The sequence below is a fragment of the Nocardia suismassiliense genome (assembly GCF_900269665.1).
GTDB lineage: Bacteria > Actinomycetota > Actinomycetes > Mycobacteriales > Mycobacteriaceae > Nocardia > Nocardia suismassiliense.
On record NZ_LT985361.1, the window covers coordinates 1,799,721 to 1,819,983 of the forward strand.

A 20,263-nucleotide genomic window follows, 5' to 3' on the forward strand; every position below is an offset into this window, starting at 1 on the left:
TGCGCAACGCTCGGCACCGGCCACATCGTTGATTGAGGGGTGGAGTGTGACCATCGGTCGCAAGGATGTAGTGGCACGATTGGCAGTGCGAATGGCGCGGCATCGCCGCCGGGTATTCGCGGGCTGGCTGATCGCTGTAGTTGTCGGGCTGCTCGCTCTACCCCACCTGATCGACTCACTGGTGTCACCACCCGTCGAAGTCTCTGGCTCCGAATCACAAAAGGCTGCCGCAGTCCTCGCAGATGGCTTGCCATCGTTGGGTAACGACACGATGATCGCGGTACTGCATTCAGCGGACTACACATCAACAGACCCGGTATTTCGCAAGTCGATCAGTGCTGCCATCCGCGCACTCGGACGTCAGGACGGCGTCGACGGCGCGATGGTGTTTCCGCTCGCTGGGGAGACGGAGCCCTCGTCGGTCATGGCCGACACGCTGGAACCGTTGCGCCCACTGTTCCACGACGAGCACACCGCCTATCTCCTTGTCGGAACCTCCGGTTCGGATCGTGAACGTCAGGATCGGGTGCCGGCGCAGCAGGCTGCGGTGGATCAAGCCACCCAGGCCGCGTCCGACGGTGCGGTGCGCACCTATCTGGTCGGAGTGTCGCCGTTCGGTCAGCAGATGCAGGAGACCGAGATCGACGATCTGTTGCGCATCGAGCTCGTCGCGGTGCCGGCCGCAATCCTTCTGTTGTTCTTGGGGTTGCGTGCGCCGGTCGCCGCACTGGTGCCTGCGGGGCTGGCCGGTGCGGCGGTGGTAGTCACCTTGGGGCTGTTCTCCGCCTTGACCGAGGTGTTCCCGGTCGACGGCATGCTGATGGTCGGCGTGAACGCGCTGGGCCTCGGTATCGGCATCGACTACGCGTTGTTCGTGACCAACCGGTTCCGGGAGGAGTTGGCGGCGGGCGCCGACCCGGAACAGGCGATCGCGACCGCGGCGGGCACCGCGGGACGCACGGTGATGTACTCCGGATTGATCCTGGTCGTGGCATCGGTGAGCCTCTTTCTGGTGCGCTGGCACATCTTCATTCAGGCTGCGGTGGGTGCCGTGGTAGTCAGCACGGTCGCCCTGATTGCCTCGATGACCTTGCTGCCCGCCGCTTTGATGTCGCTGGCCCGGTGGATCGAGTGGCGGCCCCGCTGGCTGGCTCCCCGTGCTCCGCGTATCGAGCGTGCGTCCGACGGTCGCGGCTGGCTGGCGCGCTGGGCCGAGCATCTGATGCGTCATCCTTGGCCGTATGCCGTAGCGGTGATTGCGGGTCTGCTGTTGGCGGCGATGCCGTTGCCTCGGATGGAGCTCGGTATCAACCTGGAACGCCATGCACTGGAAGGCACGCCGGATCGGATCGGTCACGAGTACGTGGACGAAGACGTGCCGGGTTTGACGGCTGCGGTCTTCGTTCTGCTGAAACGTCAGGCCGACTCGGCCGAGCCGGACACCCAGCCATTGCTAGCCGCTCTGCGCGCGGATCCCGAAGTCGCTGCGGCCAGTCCGATCGAGAACGGTGTCGACCTCACCGCTGTGCTCGTCATTCCGCGACATTCGCCGGACTCACCGGCGGTGGTCCGGATGGTCGAGCGGATACGTTCGGAGATCGTGCCCGCGGCGGCGCCGCCCGGCGTGCCGGTGCTGGTCGGTGGGTCCAGCGCTCTGGTCACCGATCTCCTCACCGAGACCTCGACGAAACTGTGGTGGGTGGTCGGCGCGGTGCTGGCACTGATGTTCGCGATGCTGACGCTCGTGCTGCGCAGCCTGCTGCTACCGCTGAAGGCCATTCTGATGAGCCTGCTGGCGACCACCGCGGCACTCGGGCTGACCGTGCTGCTGTTCCAAGGCAGCGGCGGTGACGAGGTGTCGGCCTCGGTGCACCCCGGGCTGATCTGGCCGCAGATCCCGTTGATCGTGTTCGTCCTGTTGTTCGGCCTGTCCACCGACTACGAGCTGTTCCTCGTGCGCCGGATCCAGGAGGAGTACAAAGCTTCCGGGGACAACCGGAGCTCGGTCGCGATCGGCCTGCAACGCACCGCGCGCTCGATCTCATTGGCCGCCGCGATCCTTGCCGTGGCATTCGGCAGCTTGCTGGTCTCCGACATCAGCGGCCTGCGCGTGTTCGGCTTTGCCATCGCCTTCGCCTTGATCATCGACGCGACTGTGATCCGGCTCGTGCTGGTACCCGCGTTGATGCAGATCATGGGTCGCTGGAACTGGTGGTTCCCCTCGTTCGGCCGACCGGCGGACAACGACCGAGGCGGGCCGCCGCCGGAGGTGCACAACCCGGCCGAACAGATATCGGAGGCGGTGCCTGCCTTGTCCCCGCGTGCCTGAACAGCTGGTAGACGGCAGGAGGTCACGGTGTGGGCACCCGCGTCTGTACCGTGGTCTCACCCGGCCGTAACCGACAGGTTGTGGCACAGTAGGGCACCGCTCGTCGTACACCGGCGAACAGTTTCGCAGCAATCTCACAGGGAATACCCGGCTCGAGCCCAGCACCGGCCTCGATCATGGCGAAGTACCGCAGGACAACGGAGGTGTGCATGGCCGTCGCGACGACCACGGACGACCGGACGACGGTCGTCGGTTCTCGTTGGTGGCGACCGAGGGTGCCCGCGACCGTCGGCTATCTGTCCGCGCTGGTCATCGTCACGTCGATCTTCTCGGCGCTGAGCGATTCGGCGCAGTCGAAGGTGGTGCTGCACGCCAGCACCAACCTGCACAACCTGTTGCAAGGCCGGGTCGTCACGCTGCTGTCGAGTGCGCTGGTGATCGGTGATGTCGGCACCGCGTGGTTGATCATGCCGCTGCTGGCCTGCCTGCTTGCACTCGCGGAGCTGCGCTTCGGCGCGCTGCACATGGTGCGCGTCTTCCTGGCCGGGCACATCGGCGCGACGCTGCTCGTCGCGGCGGGGCTTTGGGTGGCGGTCGAGTTCGACTGGATGCCCGCCAGTGTGCGCTGGAGCGAGGACGTCGGTATCAGCTACGGCGCGATGGCTTTGATCGGCGCGCTGGTCTTCGTCGTACCGAGCAGACTGCGGATCGCCTGGGCCACAGTGTGGTTCACGGCCGCCGTGGCCGGCGTGCTGCTCGGCCAGAACTTCACCAGCGCCGGACATCTGCTGGCTTTCTGCATCGGCTCGGGCGTCGGCTACGGCATGATCCGGACCAAAACGCCGGTCACTCGGCGGTTCACCAGGGTGGAGCGGGCACTGCTCGGCACCAGCATGATCCTCGCCGCCGCCGTGCTCTTCGGCTGACCGGTAAGGGCCCGCGAGTCGAGGCGGCCTGACGTCCACGGCCGTCCGCTGGTCACCTAGAGTGCTTGGGTGCGCCTAGTGATTGCTCGCTGTCAGGTCGACTACGTAGGGCGACTCACCGCCCATCTCGCGATGGCCCGCCGCTTGCTGATGGTGAAAGCCGACGGCTCGGTCCTCGTGCATTCCGACGGCGGTTCGTACAAACCGCTGAACTGGATGAGCCCGCCGTGCTGGCTGGAAGAGCGCGGTGCCGCCGATATTCCCGAGGGCGCGAAAGCCCTCTGGGTCGTCACCAATAAGGCAGGCGAAGAACTCCGCATCACCATCGAGGACATCGAGCACGACTCCGTGCACGAGCTCGGGGTGGACCCGGGTCTGGTGAAAGACGGTGTGGAGGCCCATCTTCAGGTGCTGCTCGCCGAGCACGTGACGACGCTCGGCCCCGGCTACAGCCTGATCCGGCGCGAGTACATGACCGCGATCGGACCGGTGGACCTGCTGTGCCGGGACGCGGACGGTGCCACCGTCGCGGTCGAGATCAAGCGTCGTGGCGAGATCGACGGTGTCGAACAGTTGACCCGCTATCTCGAACTGCTGAATCGCGATCCGCTGCTCGCGCCGGTGGCGGGTGTCTTCGCCGCGCAGCAGATCAAGCCGCAGGCTCGGACGCTGGCCGAAGATCGCGGAATCCGCTGTCACGTACTGGATTACGACGCTCTGCGCGGTACCGAAAGCACCGAGTTCCGTTTGTTCTGATTGGACGGGATTCTCGGCCCAAGACATCACCCAGGTTCTCAGCAGTCGGGGCGACACAGCCGAGGGCACAGTTAGCCCGTCTGACAAACAGCCGGTGGTTGCTCGGTGGGTGTGCAGGGTCGGTTCGGTGCGACACCCCCGCCGCCTCGGTATGTCCGAATCATCCCGAGATGACTGCCACCGGTCCAGTCGGGCTGAACGACGCCTCTGCGCGAGTAATAGGCTGGCTGGCATGCCTCGTCGGAAACCGCGCGCAGACGGTCACACGGGCCGCTCGCGGACGGGCGGCGCGCCGCTCGGTGATGTCTTCGGCCGGACCGAGGCGGGGCCGGGCGGGGATGAGACCTATGTTGTTCGCACCATCCCTGGTGCGCGGGCGGTGAAGGTGTATCGCTGCCCGGGGTGTGACCATGAGATCGCGCTGGGGGTTGCGCACATCGTCGCGTGGGCTGCCGATGGTGGTGAGGACGATCGCAGGCATTGGCATCGCGGTTGCTGGAATGGGCGGCAGACGCGGGGGATCACGCGTCGCTGGTCGTGAGCCCCAGCGACCCTGGGAATTAGGAAGGCCGCCCCGGTGAAGGGGCGGCCTTGGTGTGAATTCGGTTGGGTTACTGCGTTAGTCGCCGCTTGGCCCGCCGATTAGTTGCTGATGTCGGCGTTCTCGCGCTCCTCGTCGACGATGTCATCCTCTTCCGAGGCGACCTCGGGGATGGCCTTGCGGCTGGAACCGGAGACCTGCTTGGTGTTGTTGCTGATCGACTTGCGCTGATCCGGAACACCGTCCAGCAGTTCGCTTTCCCGGTTGACCGCGGCGAGCATCGCGGGCACCGAGTCGAGCTGGCCGCGGATGCCGAGCAGCTGGGCGAGCACGCGTCCACGCAGCACGCGCATCTCCTCGGCCAGTTCCTTCGCGTGCGCGATCTTGCGCTCGGAGGTCTGGGTCGCGGAGGTGATGAGGCGGTTGGCCTCGTCGGTCGCGTCCTTGATCCGCTGTGCGGCCTCGGCGCGACTGGTGGCCTCCAGCTCCTCCATGGCGCGGGTGAGCTTGGTGCGCCGCTCCGCCATGGTGACCTCGAAGTCCTGCTGGGTCGCCTTGCGCTTGGCGTCGGCTTCCTTGCCGAGGCGGTCGGCCTCGGCCTGGGCCGCCTCGATGATCTTGGCGGATTCAGTGCGCGCGTTTGCCAGGGTCTGCTCGAACTCGATCTCGAGCGCCTCGCGCTTTTCCTTGGTTTCGGCCAGCAACGACTCGTACTTGCCACGCATCTCGGTGGCCTGCTGCTCCGCGATCGACACCATCTCCGCAGCCTCGGCCTGGGCCAGGGCCCGAACCTCGGAGGCCTCGTCGGAGGCCAGCCGCAGCATGCGGGAGATGCGGTCGGACATGCCTTCCGCGGTGGTGGGCGGCACCGAGAGTCGGTCGACCTCCTTGCGGAGCTCGTCGATCTCGTCACGCGCATCCTCGAGCTGGCTCGCGAGGTTACGGGCTTGTGCCGCAGCAGCATCCCGGTCGGTAGCGGTGACCCTTAGTTCGGCGTCGAAGCGGTCGAAGTAGTTGCGTACCTCGTCTTGCGCATAACCCTTGCGCACAACGGTGAAGGGCAGTGCAACGAAGCGATTGCGATCGGACTCAGGTGACGACATGGCACACAAACTACAGCCTACAGAGACCTGATGGTGACTCGACCGCGAATGTGATTCCGAAGAGTTTTGCCCGCCCGATCTTGATACTAGTGCGTAACATTCGCGTTCGGCTCGACCAACTCGATCAGCACACCGCCAGCATCCTTCGGATGGATGAAATTGATGCGGGAATCCGCTGTTCCAGGCCTTGGCGCCTCGTACAGCAAACGCAGGCCCCGCGCGCGCAGGTGCGCGGAGACGGCATCGATGTCGGTGACCCGGTAGGCCAGTTGCTGCAGGCCCGCGCCGTTACGGTCGATGAACTTAGCGATGGTCGACTCCTCGTTGAGCGGAGCCAGCAACTGCAGGGCAGTCCCGCGGTCGGGGGCGCCGGGCAGTGACAGCATCGCCTCGTGCACGCCCTGGGCGTCGTTGACCTCGCGGTGGGTCTCGATCATGCCCAGATTCTCGGCATACCAGGCAACCGCGACATCCAGGTCGGGCACGGCGACACCGACGTGATCGATGGCGACGACGTAGTCCGCGGGGATGAAATCGGACGAATCCATAACGTTGCTCACTACTCGAAGGTAGCCGCTACCTGCGTACCGGCAACTCGGGCGTAGCGGTTACCGTGGAGTACGGAACTCTGCGAAACCTAGATAGCGAGGCTCAGTCGTGACTTCTTCCGTGATCGTCTCCGGCGCACGCACCCCGGTCGGTCGCCTGCTCGGCGGCCTCAAGGACTTCAGCGGTTCCGACCTGGGCGGCTTCGCCATCAAGGCCGCGCTGGAAAAGGGCGGCGTCGCGCCGGAGCAGGTCGACTACGTGATCATGGGCCAGGTGCTCACCGCGGGCGCGGGCCAGATCCCGGCCAGGCAGGCGGCCGCGGCCGCGGGCATTCCGATGGACGTGCCCGCGCTCACCGTCAACAAGGTGTGTTTGTCCGGTATCAACGCAATCGCGTTGGCGGACCAGCTGATCCGGGCCGGCGAGTACGAGATCGTGGTCGCGGGTGGCCAGGAGTCGATGAGCCAGGCCCCGCACCTGCTGGAGAAGAGCCGCGAGGGCTTCAAGTACGGCGACGTGACGCTGCGTGACCACATGGCCTACGACGGCCTGCACGACATCTTCACCGACCAGCCGATGGGCGCGCTGACCGAACAGCGCAACGACACCGAGCCGGTCAGCCGGGAAGACCAGGACGCGTTCGCCGCGGCCTCGCACCAGCGCGCGGCCGAGGCATGGAAGAACGGCGTCTTCGACGACGAGGTGGTCCCGGTCTCGGTGCCGCAGCGCAAGGGCGACCCGCTGCTGGTCGCCGCCGACGAGGGCATCCGCGCCGACACCACGGCGGAGTCGCTGGCCAAGCTGCGTCCCGCGTTCCGCAAGGACGGCACGATCACCGCGGGCACCGCCTCGCAGATCTCCGACGGCGCCGCCGCGGTCGTGGTGATGAGCAAGGCCAAGGCCGAGGAGCTGGGCCTGAGCTGGATCGCCGAGATCGGCGCCGCGGGCGTGGTCGCGGGCCCGGATTCGACGCTGCAGGACCAGCCTGCCAACGCCATCGCGAAGGCCTGTGCGCGCGAGGGCATTTCGCCCGCCGACCTGGATCTGGTGGAGATCAACGAGGCGTTCGCGGCGGTCGGTGTCGCCTCGACCCGCAAGCTGGGCATCGATCCGGCGAAGGTGAACGTCAACGGTGGCGCGATCGCGATCGGGCACCCGCTGGGCATGTCCGGTGCGCGCATCCTGCTGCACCTGGTGCTGGAGCTGAAGCGCCGCGGTGGTGGCGTCGGTGCCGCCGCGCTGTGCGGTGGCGGCGGTCAGGGTGACGCCCTGATTGTCCGGGTCTAGTTCTGCCGCAAGCGAGTTCGTCGTCGGCCCCCGCGCAGGTGCGCGGGGGCCGCGTCGTCTGCGGGCCCGGACGGCGGGCGGCGGCGGCCGAATGTGACCCGTCGCACTACGACACGTCGTAGTGCATCCGGCACAATGGTGCGCATGGGCAATGTCTTCGACCTGAGCACCGTCGCGAAGCGGTTTCGTTTCATCGCGGTGCTCGAGGCGATCTCGTGGGTTTTTCTGATCGTCGGCATGGTGTTCAAGCGCCTCCCCGAGCCGGTGCTGTGGCCGGTGAAGGTGTTCGGCATGACGCACGGCATCATCTTCGTGCTTTTCGTGATCCTCGCCATCGTGACCGCGCGCGAGCTCGGCTGGAACGCGAAGACCACCGTGCTCGCGCTGCTTTCCAGCCTCCCGCCGTTCTTCACCGTGCTGTTCGAGATCTGGGCGGTCCGCTCGGGCAAGCTCGGTGAACTGAGCAACGCGAATTCTGCCGGATCCGGGGCTCCGGCCGCCGCCACGTCGTGACAAACTGGAAACCGTGACTCGACCTGCTGCACGCCGTCCTACGCCAGCCGCTGTCGCCGCCATGTCCGGGGCAGTTGATCTCTCCGGTTTGAAGCAACCGCCCGCCGGTGCACCCGGTGCCGCCGGTGGCGGCGACTACGCGGTGAACGAGGCGAACTTCGAGACCAAGGTGCTACGCCGTTCGGTGCAGGTGCCGGTGGTCGTCGCGCTGTACTCGCAACGCAGTCCGGGCAGTGTCGAGCTGGTCCGCACGCTGGAGCGGTTGGTCGGCGAGGCGAACGGCGCCTGGGACCTGGCCACCGTCGAGGCCGAGGCCAATATGCGGATCGCGCAGGCGTTCGGGGTGCAGGGCATCCCGACCGTCATCGCGGTCGCGGGCGGCCAGCCGCTGGCCGACTTCCAGGGCGCCCAGCCGGAGCCGCAGGTTCGGCAGTGGCTCAGCGCGGTCATCGACGCGGTGGCGGGCAAGCTGCCCGGCGGCGAGGAGCCGCAGGAGGCGCCCGAGGACCCCCGCTTCGTCGCCGCGGAGACGGCGCTGGAGCAGGGCGACCTGGCCGGCGCCGAGGCCGCCTACGAAGCGATCATCGCCGCGGAACCGGGCAACGAGGAAGCCAAGGGCGCGCTGCGCCAGCTGCGGTTCCTCGGCCGCGCGCAGAACATCCCGGCCTCGGCGATCGCGACCGCCGACGCCGACCCGGGCAATGTGGACGCCGCGCTCGACGCCGCCGACGTGGAGATGCTCGACCAGCAGCCGGAGGCCGCGTTCGATCGCCTGATCGCGGTCGTCAAGCGTTCCGCGGGCGACGACCGCACCAAGGCTCGTACCCGCCTGCTCGAACTCTTCGAATTGTTCGATCAGGCCGAGCCGTTCGTGGTCGCGGCTCGTCGCAAGCTGGCTGCCGCGCTGTACTAGCTCGGCCGGCGGCGCATCTCGGCAACGCAACTCGCCCCGTCATCCCGGATCGAATCGGGTGGCGGGGCGCTGTCGTCGCAATCGCGGAGCCGAACGGATCTGGCGGTCGACCTGACGGAATGTCAGCTGTCCGGGGCCAGCCAGACGGCGCTGTTGGGGGCCAGCGCGATCGTCGCCGAGGCCGGCCGGCCGTGCCATCCTTCGTCAGTGGCCTTGACAGCACCCAGGTTTCCGATGCCCGATCCGCCGTAGTCGGCCGCGTCGGTGTTCAGGATCTCGGTCCACTGTCCGGCGAACGGCAGGCCCACCCGGTACTCACCGTGCACCGAACCGGAGAAGTTGTACACGCACGCCACCACGGACCCGTCCGAGCCGTAGCGCAGGAACGCAAGCACATTGTTCGCCTGGTCGTTCGCCTCGATCCACGAGTAACCGCCCGGGGTGATGTCCTGGCTCCACAGCGCGGGCCGGGCGCGGTACACCGTGTTGAGGTCCCGCACGGCCGCCGTGATCCCTTGATGCAGTGGGTTGTCCAGCTCCGCCCAGTCCAGCCCGCGATCGTGCGACCACTCGCGGAACTGGCCGAAATCCTGGCCCATGAACAGCACTTGCTTGCCGGGGTGCCCCCACATGTAGGCCAGCAAGGCCCGCACGCCCGCGGCCTTGGCGAAGTCGTCGCCGGGCATCCTGGTCCACAGCGTGCCCTTGCCGTGCACCACCTCGTCGTGGCTGATCGGCAGCACGAAATTCTCGCTCCACGCGTACACCAGCGAGAAGGTGATCTCGTTGTGGTGCCAGGAGCGGTGGATCGGGTCGCGCTGCAGGAAGCCGAGGGTGTCGTGCATCCAGCCCATGTTCCATTTCATGGTGAAGCCGAGGCCGCCGACGTCGGTGCCGCGGGTGACGCCCGGCCAGCTGGTGGACTCTTCGGCGATGGTGACGACACCGGGATGATGGCGGTGCACGGTGTTGTTGAGGTCCTGCAGGAAGTCGACGGCCTCCAGGTTTTCCCGGCCGCCGTACACGTTGGGCTCCCAACCCCCTTCGGGGCGTGAGTAATCCAGGTACAGCATGGAGGCGACGGCGTCGACGCGCAGCCCGTCGATGTGGAACTCCTCGATCCAGTAGCGCGCGTTGGCCACCAGGAAGTTGCGCACCTCGTGCCGACCGAAGTCGAAAACGTACGTGCCCCAGTCCAGTTGCTCGCCGCGGCGCGGGTCGGCGTGCTCGTAGAGCGGGGTGCCGTCGAAGCGGGCCAGTGCCCATTCGTCGCGCGGGAAGTGCGCGGGCACCCAGTCGAGCAGCACGCCGATGCCCGCTCGGTGCAGCCGATCGACGAAGGCACGGAAGTCGTCCGGGGTGCCGAAGCGCGCGGTGGGCGCGTAGTACGAGGTGACCTGATAGCCCCAGGAGCCGCCGAAGGGATGCTCGGCGATGGGCAGCAGTTCGATGTGGGTGTATCCGCAGGCCTGCATGTAATCGGCCAGCTGGTCGGCCAATTCGCGATAACCGAGGCCGGGCCGCCAGGAGCCGAGGTGCACTTCGTAGACGCTCATCGGCGCCTGGTTGGGGTCGGTGCTCGCGCGGGTGTCCAGCCAGGCCTGGTCGTCCCAGACGTAGTGGCTCTCGGTGACCACCGACGCGGTGGCGGGCGGGAGTTCGGTGGCGAAGGCCATCGGGTCGGCGTGGTCGACCGTGCGGCCGTCCGCGCCGTGCACCCGGAACTTGTACTTCGTGCCCGGCCCGACACCGGGCACGAACACCTCCCACACGCCGGACGATCCGAGCGCGCGCATCGGCGCGGTGTTCCCGCTCCAGCCGTCGAAATCGCCGATCACGGTGACGCCGCGCGCATTCGGCGCCCACACCGCGAACGAGGTCCCGTCCACCTCGCCGTCGAGCGTCGTGTAGCGGCGCGGGTGCGCGCCGAGCACGTCCCACAGTCGTTCGTGGCGGCCCTCGCCGATCAGGTGCAGGTCGAGTTCACCGACCGTCGGCAGGAAGCGGTAGCCGTCGGCGGAGAGAATGGTGCGGCCGCCCGGGTAGGTGGTGACGATGCGGTAGTCCATCACCTCGGGGTAGGGGACGACGGCGGCGAAGATGCCGTGCCCCAACGACTTCAGTGCGTGGTCGGCGCCGCCGATGCGGACGGTGACCGACTCCGCGTGCGGGCGCAGCACGCTGATCTCGGTGCCGTCCGGGTGCGGGTGCGCGCCGAGCACGGTGTGCGGGTCGCCGTGGGTGCCCGCGGCCAGCAGCATCAGGTCCCGGCGTTTCACAGCGTGCTCCGGTAGGCGAGTTCGGTGCGCGCCTGCTGCGCGACCGGCGGCAGGGTGAGGATGTGCGCGACCGAGTTCGCCGGGTCGAGGCGCACGTAATTCGTTTGCGCCCAGTGGTATTCCTCGCCGCTGACCTCGTCGTACACCACCGGGTGGTCGTGCCATTCGCGGCCGATGGCGGGCAAGTCGAGCGACACCATGCCCCACTCGGCGGCGAACGGGTTCAGGTTCACCACCACGAGCACGGCGTCGCCGCTGATCGGATCGATCTTGGAGTAGGCGATCAGCGAGTCGTTGTCGACGTGGTGAAAGTGGATGCAGCGCAACTGTTGCAGCGCCGGGTGCGCGCGGCGGATCTCGTTGAGCCGAGTGATCCACGGCTCCAACGATTCCCCGCGGGCCAGGGCCTCGGCGAACGGGCGCGGGCGCAGCTCGTACTTCTCCGAATCCAGGTATTCCTCGCTGCCCGGTCGCACCGCCTGATGCTCGAACAGCTCGTAGCCGGAGTACATGCCCCAGCTCGGTGCGAGGGTCGCGGCGAGCACCGCGCGGATGGCGAACATGCCGGGGCCGCCGTGCTGCAGGCTTTCGTGCAGGATGTCGGGTGTATTGACGAACAGGTTGGGTCTGGCCTCGTCCGCCTTGGCGGCCAGTTCGTTGCCGAACTGGGTCAGTTCCCATTTCGCGATGCGCCAGGTGAAATACGTGTAGGACTGGCTGAATCCGCGCCGCGCGAGACCGTACAGCCTGGCCGGGCGGGTGAACGCCTCGGAAAGGAAGATGACGTCGGGGTCGGTGCGGCGCACCGTGCCGATCAGCCACTCCCAGAAGTCGGCCGGCTTGGTGTGCGGGTTGTCCACCCGGAAGATCTTGACGCCCAACGCGATCCAATGCCGGACCACGCGCAGCACCTCGGCGTACAGGCCGTCGGGGTCGTTGTCGAAGTTGACCGGGTAGATGTCCTGGTACTTCTTCGGCGGGTTCTCGGCGAAGGCGATGGTGCCGTCGGGCAAGGTGGTGAACCATTCCGGATGCGCGGCGACCCACGGATGGTCCGGCGCGCACTGCAGCGCCAGGTCGAGTGCCACCTCGAGACCGAGTTGCGCTGCGGTGTCCACGAACTCGGCGAAGTCGGCCTCGGTGCCGAGCAGCGGGTGCACGGCGTCGTGCCCGCCGTCCTTTGACCCGATGGCCCACGGCGACCCGACATCGTCCGGTTCGGCGACGAGAGTGTTGTTGCGGCCCTTGCGATTCACCTCGCCGACCGGATGGATCGGCGGCAGGTAGACCACGTCGAAGCCCATGGCGGCGATGCGCGGCAGTTCCTTCGCGGCGGTGGCGAAGGTGCCGTGGATCGGCTTGCCCGCCGCGTCCCGGCCGCCGGTCGAGCGCGGGAAGAACTCGTACCACGAGCCGTACAGTGCCCGTTGCCGTTCCACCTGCACGGTGTGCTGCGGGCCGCGAGTCACCATGTCGCGCAACGGGGTCGCGCGCAGGATCTCGGCGATCTCCTCGGCGAAGGCCGGCGCCACCCTGGCGGGCAGCTGCTCGTCGCTGCGCAATGCGGCGGCCGCGGCACGCAACCGCTCGAACTGTTTCTTCGGCACGGCCTGCGCGGCCCGGTCGAAGAGCCTGGCGCCGATCTCCAGATCGTTGGCGAGGTCGGCGGCGGTCTGGCCGACCGCGAGCTTGGCCTCCACCGCCGAGCGCCAGGTGGCGATCGGGTCGCTCCAGCCCTCGATGCGGTAGGTCCATGCGCCGGGCAGGTTGGCGGTGAACGTGGCGTTGAACACGTCCGGTTCGAGATCGGGCGTCATCCGGATCCGGATCGGCCGGGAAGAATTCGGTGCGCGCACGGTCAGCGTGGCGGCGACGGCGTCGTGGCCCTCGCGCCACACCACGGTGCGCACCGGGAAAACCTCCCCGACGACGGCCTTGGCGGGCCGTCCGCCTGCGATGTACGGGGCAGTGTCATCGATTGCGATGCGGCCGGTCACGGACCCAACCTACCGTCAGAGCGCCATTCGTGTGATCAGCGCGGTCGGCTGATCAACGCGCGTCGGCGGCCAGCCCGAGGCCGAGCGCGATCAGGATCGCGCCGAGCGCCCGCTCGATCCGCTGCCGGATACCGGTGCGCCGCAACCAGCTGCCCGCCTGGTCGGCGGCCAGCACGATGCCCACGCACCAGGCCGTGTCGACGACGAGCTGAATCGCCACCAGGATGAAAATGGTCGGCAGCACCGGGCCGCTGGACGGCAGGAATTGCGGCAGGATCGTCAGCCCGAACACCGCCGCCTTCGGGTTCGCGGCGATGGAGACCAGGGAGGCGCGGAAGGCCGCGGCAGGGGTCCGGCCCGCGGGCAGCAGCTTCGTCATGGTGCTGCCGAACTCGTCGTCGGTGCGCGCACCGCGCCAGGCCTGCACGCCGAGCCAGATCAGCACCACCGCGCCGATGATGTGCATCGCGGTGTTCATGTAGCGATTGGCGACCAGCAGCACGGACAGGCCGGCGGCGCCCGCCAGGTTCCAGGCGAGCACGCCGATCTCGTTGCCTGCGACCGCGGCCAGGCCTGCCTTGCGTCCGTCGCGGACCGCGCGCTGCAGGAACAGGGCCGTTGCGGGGCCGGGTAGCGCGGCAAGGATGACGCAGGCCAGGAGGAATTGGGGGAGGACGGTCACCCAGTGCGGCATTCGTCGATGCTGTCATGTCGGTCGGTTGGGCCGCCAGCAGATTTCGGCGACCGCCGGGGCTGATGGGCACGGTCACCTCCCGCCCGGCCGCGTGCTTCGATCGCGACCGATCGCGGCCGAGTGCGCATGCCGGAACCGTCGCCCGGCCCCCCGCTGTGGTCACCCAGGCGAGGTGCGACAAGTTTCGAGCAGGCGGCGCAGGGCGGCGGTGGTGTCGGCCAGTGCCTGGGGATCGTCCGAGGTGGCCACCCACAGCGCCGCCTCGTTCATCGCGCCGGACAGCAGGTGGGTCAGCGGGGCGACGGGCTGGTCGGCCAGCACACCCTCGTTGATCAGCGCCGTCAACGCCTCCTCGAGATGACGGCCCGATGCGGCCGCGTCCAGTGCACGCCATTCGTGCCAGCCGAGGACCGCGGGCCCGTCGATCAGCATGATCCGCGCCAGCTCCGGATCGGTGCAGGTCGCCAGGAACGTCGTGCACCCGGTGACCAGCTGCTCCCAGCGGTCCTCGACAGCGTCGGCGGCCGCTGCCACTCGTTCGCCCACCTCGCTCTGCACCTGTTCGAGGACCGCCGCGAACAGCTCGGCCTTGCTGTCGAAGTTGTGGTACAGCGCGCCCTTGGTCACCCCCGCCGCCCTGACGATCTCCGACAAACCCACGGCCCCATAGCCTTTCGCCGCGAACAGGCGCCTGCTCTCGCGCAGCAGCGCGTTGCGGGTCTCCTCGCGTTGCTGGGTGCGGATCTTGCTCGGCATCGCCCACCTTCCCTGTTGACATACCGATGGTACGTGAACTAACTTAGCTCACATACCAACGGTATGTGAAAGGTGAGAACGTGAAACTGAGCAGCTTCTACCCGGTCATCGGTACCTCCGAGGTCGCGGCAGCCCGCGACTTCTACACCGAGTGGCTCGGCTTCGAGATCACCTTCGAGGCGGACTGGTACGTCAGCCTGCGGCGGCCGGGGGACGTCACCTACGAGCTCGCGCTGCTCGACTACACCCATGCGACGGTGCCCGAGGCGTACCGCAAGCCGGTGCAGGGACTGATCCTGAACTTCGAGGTCGCCGACGTGGATGCCGAGTGGGACCGCATGGTGGTCCAGGGTGGGCTGAAGGCCGAACTGGAGATTCGCACCGAGGACTTCGGGCAGCGGCACTTCATCGTCGCCGACCCGAGCGGGGTACTGATCGACATGATCACCGAGGTGCCGCCCGCGGGCGAGTACGTCGAGCAGTTCAGCCCCGAGTACACCGCCGAAAAGTTCAGCGGGCAGTAGTGATGAGCGCGGCCCCGGCGAAAGGCCGGGGCCGCGTGGACGATTCGGTCATGGGCCTGGCGGATCAGGCAGCGGGGACCTTGTCGAGGAAGCCGTAAACCTTTGCGATACGCCCGTTCTCGACGACGGCGACATCGAAGCCGATCACCACCGGTTCGCTGTCGACCGGGCCGAGACCCCAGGTGAAGCGGACCTGATTGTGGTGCGCGTCGACCGGTCCGGCCAGCTTGAACACCCACCCGGGGAACTTGGTCTGCACCGCGGCGATGCCCCCATCGATCTCCGTGTGACCGGTCACGGCCATCAGCGGATCGACGTAGGTCGCCTGCTCGGTGAACACCCGGGCGACAGCCGCCTTCCTGGCGGCGGGATCGGTGGCGTTCCACGCCTCCAGGTACTGGGCGACAACAGTATTCATATCGACCTCCGGTGCCGCAGTCTGCGAGCTACCCGAAGGCGGCGCCGGCGCGGGGTCCGCGGTAGCGCATCCGGTCCCCAGCCCCAGCGCGATGATCGCGGCCGTCGCGAGGACGATCGCCTGGCGCGGCGTACGGCGGATAACTCGACTCATGATGTGTCCTTCGCAGTGCTCGTTGCTCGTCTTGCTAACGGGAACAACGCTATTGCCGCAGGACACGCCCCGAATCTGTCATCCATAAGTACTTTCGGCAGTCGACTACTGGTGTGGACGCGGTGCGGGCAAGTCATGGCTCGCGCACCGAATCTTCTTCGGCCGCGCCAGCGGCTTCTACCGCAGGCAACGCCCCTCACGGTCCTCCAAGTGGCCTGGCCGGACGCTTCTTGGGAAGACCAGGCGCAGGAACGCGACCGGGGCAGACAACCACAGCTGTGGCTGACGCCCGAGGAGCATCCTGCGGGAATCTGGGCCGACTACGCGCGGAATTAGACGGTGGCGGGTCTACCGGCGGTGATAGCCGTGAGCTCTACCGCCGGGGCGGCCGGGTGGGGAAACGTTCGGTAGGGTTCGGCGGGTGAAGGCATTGCGTCGATTCACCGTCCGTGCCCATCTGCCTGAGCGGCTGGCCGCCCTCGGCGAGCTCGCTACGAATCTGCGCTGGTCGTGGCATCCGCCTACGCAGGATCTGTTTGCCGAGATGGATCCGCAGCGGTGGCTGGAGATGGGGCACGACCCGGTGCGGATGCTGGGGGAGGTGCCTGCCGCGCGGGTGGACGAGCTGGCGGCCGACCCCGAATACGTGCGTCGGGTGGATGCCGCGGCGGCGGATCTGCGGGACTACCTGGCGGCGCCGAGCTGGTTCGAGCGGCGGGCGGGGGAGGAAGGGGTGCGCGGGATCGCGTACTTCTCCATGGAGTTCGGCGTGACCGAGGTGCTGCCCAACTACTCCGGTGGCCTCGGCATCCTGGCGGGCGATCATTTGAAGGCGGCCTCCGACCTGGGCCTGCCGCTGATCGGTGTCGGCTTGCTGTACCGCTCCGGCTATTTCCGGCAGACGTTGTCGGCGGACGGATGGCAGACCGAGCACTACCCGGATCTGGATCCGCAGGGTCTGCCGTTGCGGCTGCTCACCTCGGACAACGGTGGGGCGGAGACCGCGCCGGTGTTGATTCACGTGGCGATGCCCGATCAGCGGGTGCTGCGGGCGCGGGTATGGATCGCGCAGGTGGGACGGGTGCCGCTGCTGCTGCTGGACTCCGATATCGCGGAGAACGATCCGGAGCTGCGTGCGGTGACCGACCGGCTCTACGGCGGCGATCAGGAGCATCGGATCCGGCAGGAGATCCTGGCCGGTATCGGCGGGGTGCGGGCGGTGCGCGCCTACACCAACGCGGCCGGGCTGCCCGATCCCGACGTGTTCCACATGAACGAAGGGCACGCGGGGTTCCTCGGCGTCGAGCGCATTCGCGAATTCGTCTCCGCCGGGCAGGATTTCGACACGGCGCTGGCCGCGGTGCGAGCGGGCACGGTATTCACCACGCATACCCCGGTTCCCGCTGGTATCGATCGTTTCCCGATGCCGATGGTTCGCCGCTACTTCGGGGGAGCGCACGGCGAATCCGAATCCGCCATGCTCCCAGGGCTTTCCGTGGACCGCATCGTCGCACTGGGCCGCGAGGCGGATCCTTCGGTGTTCAACATGGCGCACATGGGCCTGCGACTTGCCCAGCGCGCCAACGGCGTATCGAAACTGCACGGCGAGGTCAGCCGGGAGATGTTCGCCGCACTGTGGCCGGGGTTCGACGCGGCCGAGGTGCCGATCGGCTCGGTCACCAACGGCGTGCATGCGCCGACCTGGGCGGCGCGCGAGTGGTTCGACAAGGCGCGCAAGCACATCGGCGCCGAACTCGTCGAGGAGGCGCGCGGCTGGGAGCGGCTGCGGGATGTCGACCTCGGCGAACTGTGGTCCACCCGTAACGCGTTGCGCGCCATCCTGGTGGCCGAGGTGCGGCGCCGGGTGCGCGCGTCCTGGCTGGACCGCGGCGCCGCCGAGGCCGAATTGGGCTGGGTGGACAGCGTTTTCGACCCGGACGTGCTGACCGTCGGCTTCGCCCGCCGGGTGCCGACCTACAAGCGGCTCACGCTGATGCTGCGCGACCCGGAACGGTTGCGCGCCAGGCTGCTCGACCCCGAGCGGCCGATGCAGCTGGTGGTCGCGGGCAAGAGCCACCCCGCCGACGACGGCGGCAAGGCGCTGATCCAGCAGGTGGTGCGTTTCGCCGACGATCCCGAGGTGCGTCACCGCATCGTCTTCCTGCCCGACTACGACATGTCGATGGCCCGCTACCTGTACTGGGGTTGCGATGTCTGGCTGAACAATCCGCTGCGCCCGCTGGAGGCGTGCGGCACCTCGGGCATGAAGTCCGCGCTCAACGGTGGCCTCAACCTGTCCATCCGGGACGGCTGGTGGGACGAGATGTTCGACGGCGAGAACGGCTGGGCCATCCCGACCGCCGACGGCGTCAGCGACGAACACCGCCGCGACGATCTCGAGGCCGGCGCGCTCTACGACCTGTTCGAGCGCACCGTCGCACCCCGCTTCTACGACCGCGACGCCGCCGGGATGCCGGTGCGCTGGGTCGAGATGGTGCGGCACACCCTGCAGACCCTCGGCCCGAAGGTGCTCGCCTCCCGCATGGTTCGCGACTACGCCGTCGAGTACTACGCCCCGGCCGCCGACGCCTACCAGCGGGCGACCGCCGACGAGTTCGCCGAAGCCCGCGCCATCGCCGACTATCGGCGCCGCGTCGAAGCGGCCTGGCCGTCGGTGAAGGTGATCCAGGTGGACAGCGCGGGCCTGCCCGATACGCCGATCATCGGCGCGCGGCTGTCCCTGACCGCGCGCATCGACCTGGGCGGATTGCAGCCCGGCGATGTGGTGGTGCAGGCGGTGCTCGGGCGGGTGTCCACCTCCGACGACCTCTCCGACGTGAGCACCGTCGCGATGACGCACGCCGGATCCGACGCCGGTGTCGAGCTTTTCACCGTGGACACGCCGGTGCCGCTGTCGGGCGCCGTCGGCTACACGGTGCGGGTGCTGCCGCACAACGCGTTGCTGGCCTGCGACGCGGAGCTCGGATTGGTCGCCGCGCCCAACGCGTGAGACCGGCCGCAGGGGCCACACCAGCCCTTTCGTGACACGGACGGTCCGAGCGGGATCGGTCGGGTCGAATTCCGCGATTCGGTGAATCGTCGGCTACCGTGCCTGGGCACGCCCGTACCACTCCCCGACTGGAGACCGCCCATGGCCACCGCCGTACCGACCGAGCCCCGAGGTCGCATCGACGCGTTCTTCGGCATCAGCGCGACTGGCTCGAGCATGAAACGCGAACTCATGGCGGGCACGGTCACGTTCCTGGCCATGTCCTATGTGCTCGCGGTGAACCCGTCGATCCTCGGCGACGAGGGTGCCCTCGGCGACAAGGGCATTCCCATGCAGGCGGTGTTCACCGCGACCGCCGTCGCCGCGGTGTTCGGCACGCTCGTCATGGGACTGTGGGCCAAGTATCCGATCGCGCTCGCACCGGGCATGGGGCTCAACGCGTTCTTCGCCTACTCGGTGGTGCTCGGCATGGGCATTCCGTGGGAGGTGGCGCTGTCCGGCACCCTGCTCTCCGGCATCATCTTCTTCCTGCTCGCGGTCACCAAGGTGCGCGAGCGAATCCTCAATGCGATTCCCATGCAGATGAAGCTGGCCGTCGGCGCGGGCATCGGGTTGTTCGTGGCGTTCCTCGGCTTGAAGAACGCGGGCATCGTGGTGAACAGCGAGGCCACCCTCGTCACCCTGGGCGACTTCACCAAGGGCACCACGCTGCTCGCGCTGTTCGGGCTCGTGATCACCGTGGTCTTCCTCGTCATCGGCTGGCACGGTGCGGTGCTGTACGGGATCGTGCTCACCGCGGGTGTGGGCATCGTCAGCGGGCTGGTCGATCTGCCCAACGGTGTCGTCGCGGCGCCGAAGGGGCTGGACCAGACCTTCGGTCAGGCGATCATCCACCTGCCCGACGCGTTCACCGGCCAGATGGCCGTCGTTGTTCTGACCATGCTTTTCGTGGACTTCTTCGACGCCTCCGGCACCCTGATCGGCGTCGCCAACCAGGCGGGTCTGCTCGACAAGGACGGCAAACTGCCGCGGGCCGCGAGCGCGCTGGCCGCCGATTCCGTCGGCACCATGGCGGGTGCGGTCATCGGCACCTCCACCACCACCGCCTACGTCGAATCCACCGCGGGTGTGTCCGCGGGCGGGCGCACCGGATTGACCGCCGTCACCACCGCGGGGTGGTTCCTGATCGCCATGTTCTGCTACCCGATTTTCGCGGTCGTCGCGGGATCCGGCGAGGTCACCGCCCCGGCGTTGATCGTGGTCGGTGTGTTGATGTCTCGCGCACTCGGCGAGATCGACTGGAATCGGCTTGAATACTCGGTACCCGCATTCATCACGATCGTGATGATGCCGCTGACGTACTCGATCGCGAATGGCCTGGCCATGGGAATGCTGTTCTACCCGATTGTCATGGTCGCCAAGGGCCGGATCAAAGACGTGCACCCGGCGATGTGGGCACTGCTGGTCGTATTCCTGGGTTACTTCTTCTTCCTCACGGAGTGAACCGAACCGGGG

At 67.8% G+C, this 20,263-nt stretch carries 17 protein-coding genes; 10 read left to right on the forward strand and 7 right to left on the reverse strand.

The annotated features are described in order from the left end of the window. Positions 1–46 precede the first annotated feature (46 nt). The 4 genes from DBO33_RS08035 to DBO33_RS43880 all read left to right on the forward strand — a co-directional run bounded on the left by DBO33_RS08035 (position 47) and on the right by DBO33_RS43880 (position 4,552). Entirely contained in the window at positions 47–2,329 is a 2,283-nt protein-coding gene (locus DBO33_RS08035; protein ID WP_159080149.1) for an MMPL family transporter, read from the forward strand. A gap of 209 nt (positions 2,330–2,538) precedes the next feature. Further along, positions 2,539–3,255: a rhomboid-like protein gene (locus DBO33_RS08040; protein WP_107654461.1), complete on the forward strand. Its 717-nt coding sequence runs from the start codon at positions 2,539–2,541 to the stop codon at positions 3,253–3,255. A gap of 69 nt (positions 3,256–3,324) precedes the next feature. After that, entirely contained in the window at positions 3,325–4,011 is a 687-nt protein-coding gene (nucS, locus tag DBO33_RS08045) for an endonuclease NucS (RefSeq protein ID WP_107654462.1), read from the forward strand. Between the two features lie 232 nt (positions 4,012–4,243). Beyond that, positions 4,244–4,552, forward strand: coding sequence for an ATP/GTP-binding protein (locus tag DBO33_RS43880; RefSeq protein ID WP_107654463.1), 309 nt, complete (start codon positions 4,244–4,246; stop codon positions 4,550–4,552). A 101-nt stretch (positions 4,553–4,653) separates the two neighbouring features. Here DBO33_RS43880 and DBO33_RS08055 read toward each other — a convergent pair whose 3' ends face one another. Both DBO33_RS08055 and mce read right to left on the reverse strand, forming a co-directional pair. Then, positions 4,654–5,655 carry a coiled-coil domain-containing protein gene (locus DBO33_RS08055; RefSeq protein ID WP_107660070.1) on the reverse strand — a complete coding sequence of 334 codons (1,002 nt, stop codon included), beginning with the start codon at positions 5,653–5,655 and terminating at the stop codon, positions 4,654–4,656. A gap of 86 nt (positions 5,656–5,741) precedes the next feature. Continuing rightward, the gene (gene mce / locus DBO33_RS08060) at positions 5,742–6,203 is read right to left on the reverse strand and encodes a methylmalonyl-CoA epimerase (protein WP_107654464.1); all 462 of its coding nucleotides are present in this window, start codon (positions 6,201–6,203) and stop codon (positions 5,742–5,744) included. A 109-nt stretch (positions 6,204–6,312) separates the two neighbouring features. Here mce and DBO33_RS08065 point away from each other — a divergent pair, with 109 nt between their 5' ends. The 3 genes from DBO33_RS08065 to DBO33_RS08075 all read left to right on the forward strand — a co-directional run bounded on the left by DBO33_RS08065 (position 6,313) and on the right by DBO33_RS08075 (position 8,917). After that, on the forward strand, positions 6,313–7,491 hold the full coding sequence (locus DBO33_RS08065) for an acetyl-CoA C-acetyltransferase (RefSeq protein WP_107654465.1): 1,179 nt from the start codon (positions 6,313–6,315) through the stop codon (positions 7,489–7,491). A gap of 135 nt (positions 7,492–7,626) precedes the next feature. Beyond that, on the forward strand, positions 7,627–8,004 hold the full coding sequence (locus DBO33_RS08070; RefSeq protein ID WP_107654466.1) for a DUF3817 domain-containing protein: 378 nt from the start codon (positions 7,627–7,629) through the stop codon (positions 8,002–8,004). Positions 8,005–8,065: 61 nt separating this feature from the next. Then, positions 8,066–8,917 (forward strand): tetratricopeptide repeat protein, encoded by an 852-nt coding sequence (locus tag DBO33_RS08075; protein WP_107654467.1) that lies wholly within the window; start codon positions 8,066–8,068, stop codon positions 8,915–8,917. A 122-nt stretch (positions 8,918–9,039) separates the two neighbouring features. On the opposite strand, the gene glgB is transcribed toward DBO33_RS08075, so the two are convergent. The 4 genes from glgB to DBO33_RS08095 all read right to left on the reverse strand — a co-directional run bounded on the left by glgB (position 9,040) and on the right by DBO33_RS08095 (position 14,643). Further along, on the reverse strand, positions 9,040–11,178 hold the full coding sequence (glgB, locus tag DBO33_RS08080) for a 1,4-alpha-glucan branching protein GlgB (protein WP_107660071.1): 2,139 nt from the start codon (positions 11,176–11,178) through the stop codon (positions 9,040–9,042). Positions 11,179–11,192: 14 nt separating this feature from the next. Continuing rightward, complete coding sequence (locus DBO33_RS08085) at positions 11,193–13,193, reverse strand: alpha-1,4-glucan--maltose-1-phosphate maltosyltransferase (protein WP_107654468.1); 2,001 nt, start codon at positions 13,191–13,193, stop codon at positions 11,193–11,195. A gap of 52 nt (positions 13,194–13,245) precedes the next feature. Beyond that, on the reverse strand, positions 13,246–13,887 hold the full coding sequence (locus DBO33_RS08090; protein ID WP_107654469.1) for a LysE family translocator: 642 nt from the start codon (positions 13,885–13,887) through the stop codon (positions 13,246–13,248). Positions 13,888–14,046: 159 nt separating this feature from the next. Next, on the reverse strand, positions 14,047–14,643 hold the full coding sequence (locus DBO33_RS08095) for a TetR/AcrR family transcriptional regulator (protein WP_107654470.1): 597 nt from the start codon (positions 14,641–14,643) through the stop codon (positions 14,047–14,049). Positions 14,644–14,723: 80 nt separating this feature from the next. Between DBO33_RS08095 and DBO33_RS08100 the strand changes: the two genes are divergently transcribed. Beyond that, positions 14,724–15,167, forward strand: coding sequence for a VOC family protein (locus tag DBO33_RS08100; protein WP_107660072.1), 444 nt, complete (start codon positions 14,724–14,726; stop codon positions 15,165–15,167). Positions 15,168–15,231: 64 nt separating this feature from the next. Here DBO33_RS08100 and DBO33_RS08105 read toward each other — a convergent pair whose 3' ends face one another. Then, entirely contained in the window at positions 15,232–15,738 is a 507-nt protein-coding gene (locus DBO33_RS08105) for a nuclear transport factor 2 family protein (RefSeq protein WP_325050702.1), read from the reverse strand. 421 nt (positions 15,739–16,159) lie between these two features. On the opposite strand from DBO33_RS08105, the gene glgP reads away from it, so the two are divergent. Together glgP and DBO33_RS08115 are read left to right on the forward strand one after the other, a co-directional pair. Further along, positions 16,160–18,748 (forward strand): alpha-glucan family phosphorylase, encoded by a 2,589-nt coding sequence (glgP, locus tag DBO33_RS08110; RefSeq protein ID WP_107654472.1) that lies wholly within the window; start codon positions 16,160–16,162, stop codon positions 18,746–18,748. Between the two features lie 141 nt (positions 18,749–18,889). Then, a complete protein-coding gene (locus tag DBO33_RS08115) occupies positions 18,890–20,251 on the forward strand; it encodes an NCS2 family permease (RefSeq protein WP_107654473.1) in 1,362 nt (453 codons plus the stop codon). Positions 20,252–20,263: the final 12 nt, after the last annotated feature.

What these genes read in the sequence shown, in the direction of transcription:
- DBO33_RS43880 (WP_107654463.1), top strand. Translation starts at nt 4,244, where the DNA reads ATGCCTCGTCGGAAACCGCGCGCAGACGGTCACACGGGCCGCTCGCGG.
- mce (WP_107654464.1), bottom strand. Translation starts at nt 6,203, where the DNA reads ATGGATTCGTCCGATTTCATCCCCGCGGACTACGTCGTCGCCATCGAT.
- DBO33_RS08090 (WP_107654469.1), bottom strand. Translation starts at nt 13,887, where the DNA reads ATGCCGCACTGGGTGACCGTCCTCCCCCAATTCCTCCTGGCCTGCGTC.
- DBO33_RS08115 (WP_107654473.1), top strand. Translation starts at nt 18,890, where the DNA reads ATGGCCACCGCCGTACCGACCGAGCCCCGAGGTCGCATCGACGCGTTC.
- DBO33_RS08040 (WP_107654461.1), top strand. Translation starts at nt 2,539, where the DNA reads ATGGCCGTCGCGACGACCACGGACGACCGGACGACGGTCGTCGGTTCT.
- DBO33_RS08105 (WP_325050702.1), bottom strand. Translation starts at nt 15,738, where the DNA reads ATGAGTCGAGTTATCCGCCGTACGCCGCGCCAGGCGATCGTCCTCGCG.
- DBO33_RS08070 (WP_107654466.1), top strand. Translation starts at nt 7,627, where the DNA reads ATGGTGCGCATGGGCAATGTCTTCGACCTGAGCACCGTCGCGAAGCGG.
- DBO33_RS08095 (WP_107654470.1), bottom strand. Translation starts at nt 14,643, where the DNA reads ATGCCGAGCAAGATCCGCACCCAGCAACGCGAGGAGACCCGCAACGCG.
- DBO33_RS08075 (WP_107654467.1), top strand. Translation starts at nt 8,066, where the DNA reads ATGTCCGGGGCAGTTGATCTCTCCGGTTTGAAGCAACCGCCCGCCGGT.
- DBO33_RS08055 (WP_107660070.1), bottom strand. Translation starts at nt 5,655, where the DNA reads ATGTCGTCACCTGAGTCCGATCGCAATCGCTTCGTTGCACTGCCCTTC.
- glgB (WP_107660071.1), bottom strand. Translation starts at nt 11,178, where the DNA reads ATGCTGCTGGCCGCGGGCACCCACGGCGACCCGCACACCGTGCTCGGC.